Origin of the sequence: Methanobrevibacter sp. (genome assembly GCF_045541095.1) — an archaeon.
In the GTDB taxonomy this organism is placed as follows: Archaea; Methanobacteriota; Methanobacteria; order Methanobacteriales; family Methanobacteriaceae; genus Methanocatella.
In genome coordinates, this window is record NZ_JAZQIJ010000199.1 from 1 (window position 1) to 4354 (window position 4354).

General features: G+C 34.8%; 4 protein-coding genes. All 4 read left to right on the top strand.

Translation table 11 applies throughout. From position 1 onward, the window contains the following. Window positions 1–338: 338 nt before the first annotated feature. The 4 genes from ACKI2P_RS08400 (at window position 339) to serS (ending at window position 4052) form a co-directional block, all read left to right on the top strand. Entirely contained in the window at window positions 339–689 is a 351-nt protein-coding gene (locus tag ACKI2P_RS08400; RefSeq protein WP_407376784.1) for an arsenate reductase family protein, read from the top strand. A gap of 37 nt (window positions 690–726) precedes the next feature. Beyond that, window positions 727–1359: a flavodoxin family protein gene (locus ACKI2P_RS08405; protein ID WP_407376786.1), complete on the top strand. Its 633-nt coding sequence runs from the start codon at window positions 727–729 to the stop codon at window positions 1357–1359. A 21-nt stretch (window positions 1360–1380) separates the two neighbouring features. Further along, the gene (locus ACKI2P_RS08410; RefSeq protein ID WP_407376788.1) at window positions 1381–2661 is read left to right on the top strand and encodes a TIGR02710 family CRISPR-associated CARF protein; all 1281 of its coding nucleotides are present in this window, start codon (window positions 1381–1383) and stop codon (window positions 2659–2661) included. Between the two features lie 110 nt (window positions 2662–2771). Further along, the gene (serS, locus tag ACKI2P_RS08415) at window positions 2772–4052 is read left to right on the top strand and encodes a serine--tRNA ligase (RefSeq protein ID WP_407376790.1); all 1281 of its coding nucleotides are present in this window, start codon (window positions 2772–2774) and stop codon (window positions 4050–4052) included. Window positions 4053–4354: the final 302 nt, after the last annotated feature.

Genomic DNA, 4354 nt, shown 5'->3' on the forward strand with positions numbered 1-4354 from the left:
GAAGTTCTTAAAATGAGTAATACTTAATAAAATACTCGGAATTAGTCATCAAATTCGGACTAATGATTTCAAGTGTATTAAAAGTATCACTCAATTATCGGACACTCCCTCCCTTCAATTTTTTTTTAATCATATTTAGTCTGAAAGAATGTTTTTGGTGTAAATTCAAAAAATTCTAAAATTGAATAAATTTTTCATTGATGAATTTAATTTATTTATTAATTATATGTAACATTGTTCGTTCAAGGTTGTTGAACATTAATATTTTAACAAAACATACTTTTATTATAATTTTAATATTTATAATATAACATTTAATAAAAAAGGAGATATCTGAGATGTTATTTGTACAGTACCCGAAATGTTCAACCTGCCGCAAAGCAAAAAAATGGCTGGATGAACACAACATTGAATATGAATCAAGACACATTATTGAAGACAATCCCACTGCCAGTGAAATAGAAACATGGTGGAAGGCTTCAGATTTGCCTCTTAAAAGGTTTTTCAACACTAGCGGCATGAAATATCGTGAACTGAAACTTAAGGATAAGCTTCCTGACATGTCTGAGCAGGAACAGTTTGAATTGCTTGCAACTGATGGAATGCTTGTAAAGCGCCCAATTATTGTTACAGATAACTGTATTTTGGTCGGTTTCAAGGTTAAGGAATGGGAAGAAAAGCTATTGTAATTTAAATATATTATTGTAAATATGAAGGGGAGTAAATATGACTAAGAAAGTAATTGCTGTAAATGCAGGACCAAGAAAAGGCTGGAATACAGATACTTTAATCGATGAAGCAATAAGAGGCGCCGAATCAGAAGGGGCACAAGTAGAAAAATTCAATCTGTTCCGTTTGGAAAAATACACAGGTTGCATTTCATGTTTCGCATGTAAAAAAAATAAGTATAAAGGTCATTGCGCCCGTCGTGATGGTCTGACTGAAGTTTTGGATGCTATACGTGAAGCAGATGGATTAATTATAGGATCTCCAAATTATCTTGGTGAATTGACAGCTTCATTTCGTGCAATTTATGAACGTTTGATTTTCCAGAATCTCACATACAATACGGAGGTTCCATGCTGCAATGAAAATCCGATTCCGGTTTTGCTGATAATGACCAGCAATGCACCGGATAATGCTTACCTGCCATTACTTGAAAATTATAAAAATGTTTTCAGTAATTTTGTCGGTCCGACAGAAATTTTTGTAAGCGGTGAGACTTTACAGCTCAAGGACTACAGCAAAACTGACTGGCCATGGTTTTTCAATCCAGAAGTGAGATATGAAAGACATGAAAAGGTTTTCCCGAAAGAAAGGGAAGAGGCATTCAATAAGGGAAAAGAACTTGTACTGTAATTGAATTAACTTGTGATATTAATGAAAAGAAAAGAAATTGTGCTGTTTATGATTGTTGGAACCGGGGTCAGCACTGATTGTGAAGAAACAGGATTCAGACTGCTTGCACAGAAGTTATATTCCACAATCAACAAGATTTATCCAGATAAAGTCATATTCTTTGCATCAGACACATCCAAAAAAACAATTTCCTATATTGAAGAGCTATTCAAAAAAGACAATGATGAATTTGTTGAGGATGAGGATTATCAGATAGTTCCAATAGAACAAATTGATGATTTCAATTCCTGTTTTGAAGCGTATGAATCCAAAATATGGGAATTGGATGAAGATATGGCACACGAATATAGGGTAATTATGGATTATACCTCAGGTACCAAGACCATGTCGGCGGCAATGGCCTGCTGTGGCATGTTTTACAACAATGATTTGATTTCCGTTGGAGGTGACCGGACCACCGGTGAAGTATCTGCCGGAACCGAAATAATCAATTATCAGAATCTCTATAAGATTTATGACAGGTTTGCAATTAAAAGGATAAGACATTATTTCAACTCCAACCAGTTTATGGAAGCTATCAATCTTTTAAATAACATAATTGATGTAAGAATTCATAAGGAATCCTTTTTGCATATATGTCATGCATATTATCGCTGGGACAATATGGATTTCGAAAATGCATATGCATTCATTAACGAGGCTGATATTACCAGTTTTGAATTCACAGAACTCATCGAAAAGCTCAAGAAAAACAAAAAGGCACTGGGCACAATTGTCAATGCAAGGTCTGTAAACTTAAAAAGTTGCTATGTCCTTGCAAGTCTTATAAACAATGCAGTAAGAAGGGCTGACGAGTACAAATATGATGATGCCATTGCAAGGCTTTACAGGTCTTTTGAACTTATTGCACAAATCAGACTTTCCAAATTCAACATCAAAACTTCGGATGTCGATATTTCTATACTTCAGGAAAAAAACATTTCCCAAGACTTCATTGACTATCTCAAAAAAATAGACGATGGTGGAAAAATCAGAATAGGATTGATAGCTGATTACATGCTTTTAAACGAATTGGGAGATGATCTTGGAAAATATTATGTTCAAAACGAGTCCAAAATCAAAAACATAACCCAAAAGAGAAACTATTCGATTCTTGCTCATGGCCTTGAATCGCTTTCAAGAAATGACTTTGACGAGTTTTTAGAGATAGTTCTTGATTTGGCATACAAGCTTGATAAGGACATGAAAAGATTTTTGGATGAAACAAAATTCGCCAAGTTTGACTTGAGATTTGACTTCTGATTATTGGGATTTGTTTTTAAATCTCACTTTTTTTCATTTTTTAGGGATTAACTTTAAAATACAAAACAGTCATAATTAATATTGAATAAAATATTTTAGGGGACAAAATATTGTTAGATATAAAATTATTCAGAGAAAATCCGGAAATCATTATAGACTCTGAGAAGAAAAGATTTAGAGATACTGAAAATGTTGAAAAGGTAATAGAATACGACACCTTATGGAGAGAAGGTGAAAGGAAACTCAATTCATTGAGATCTGAAAAAAACAAATTATCAAAATCATTCAAAAAAGCTAAAGAAGAAGGAAACCTTGATGAAGTAATCAAAAGATCCAAGGAAGTGGCCAGTGAAATCAAGGAACTCACAGCAAAAAATGCCGAATATCTAAAACTCAGGGATGACCACAGATATAAGGTCGGAAACATCATTGATGAAGACGTTCCTATTTCAGATACCGAAGATGACAATGTGGTCGTTAGAACCTATGGTGAAATCCCTGAATATGACTTTGAACTTTTAAATCACGTTGATTTGATTAATAAAATTGATGGAGCTGACCTTGAAACTGCTGCAAGTATTGCAGGGGCACGTTTCTACTATCTGAAAAGGGATATCCTTCACTTGAACTTGGCTTTGATTCAGTTTGCACTTTCAGAACTTGAAGCTGAAGGATACATTCCAATGCAGACACCTTTCTTTGTAAAAGGTGAGGTTGCAGCAGAAACTTCAGAGCTCGGTGAGTTTGAGGAAACACTATATAAAGTAGATGGAGAAGACATGTACCTTATTGCAACCGCTGAGCAAACATTGGCTGCACTTCACAGGGATGAAATCATATCTCCTGACGAATTGCCTTTAAGATACTGTGCGCTTTCAACATGTTTCAGAAAAGAGGCAGGTTCACACGGAAAAGACACTTTAGGTATTTTCAGGGTTCACCAGTTCGAGAAAATCGAACAGTTCATCTACTCCACACCTGAAGATTCCAGAAACCAGCATGATCATCTTATGGAAGTCACCGAAAGAATCTATCAGAAACTAGGCCTTCCTTATCAGGTAATAGCAATTGTTTCATCTGCTTTAAATGACAATGCTGCTATCAAATACGATTTGGAAGCATGGTTCCCAGGTTCCGGCGCATTTCGTGAATTGGTATCCTGCACTAACTGTAAAGACTATCAGGCACGTAAGACAAAAACCCGTTTCGGAAGAGCAGGTTCTGGAGATGCTCAAATCCTACACACTCTTAACAGTACAGCTATTGCAACTGAAAGGACAATGTGCTGTATTTTGGAAAACTATCAACAGCCTGATGGCAGTGTAAAAGTTCCTGAAGTGTTAGTCCCTTACATGAACGGAAAAATTGTCATTGAAGCTAAAAAAGAGTAGATTTAAAAAGGAGATGTATATCTCCACAATATCTTTTTTTTAAAATCTGATTAATGGGGAACATTGATGGATAATCTGTTATGCCCTAGAATTGAACTGTATTCGGTATTTTCATCTATTGCATCCATTGCTTGTTGTTTTCATCTGTAAGTGGATTTACTAATTTTTCGCTTTAAAAAATCAAAATTTCTCGCTGACATTTGTATGGGGTAATTAATTCTGTACTTATATATCTGTTAATATGTATTCATTTTTTCATGCTAAATTTTTGACAGGAGTTCAACACATTGATTGAAAAACTG